The sequence below is a fragment of the Monashia sp. HAY1-2A genome, assembly GCF_056755315.1.
On the sequence record NZ_JBNDHY010000848.1, the window covers coordinates 1 to 231 of the forward strand.

The window sequence follows — 231 nt, forward strand, 5'->3', positions numbered from 1 at the left end:
TGCCGGCGCCTCGATGTTGCTAAGCTTTACCGCGCCTTCAAACGTCGCCTTGATCGGACCGATCTTCGTCGTCACCCGCGCGATGAAGCCCTCCGCCGGACTGCCCTGCAGGCTTTCGCAGCCCGGGAGGCACGCCTTCAACACCTCCGGATCGTTGATCATCTTCCACACGTTTTCGCGAGAAGCCTTGATCCTGTATTCGCCCTTCAAATCCATCAGAAACCTCCCGGT

The 231-nt window shown here is 59.3% G+C and carries 1 protein-coding gene; it reads right to left on the reverse strand.

Annotation, left to right across the window (positions count from 1 at the left end; all coding sequences use genetic code 11):
• On the reverse strand, positions 1-216 hold a 216-nt coding region (locus tag ACPYOM_RS24155), incomplete at its 3' end, for an SRPBCC domain-containing protein (protein ID WP_481347926.1).
• Positions 217-231: the final 15 nt, after the last annotated feature.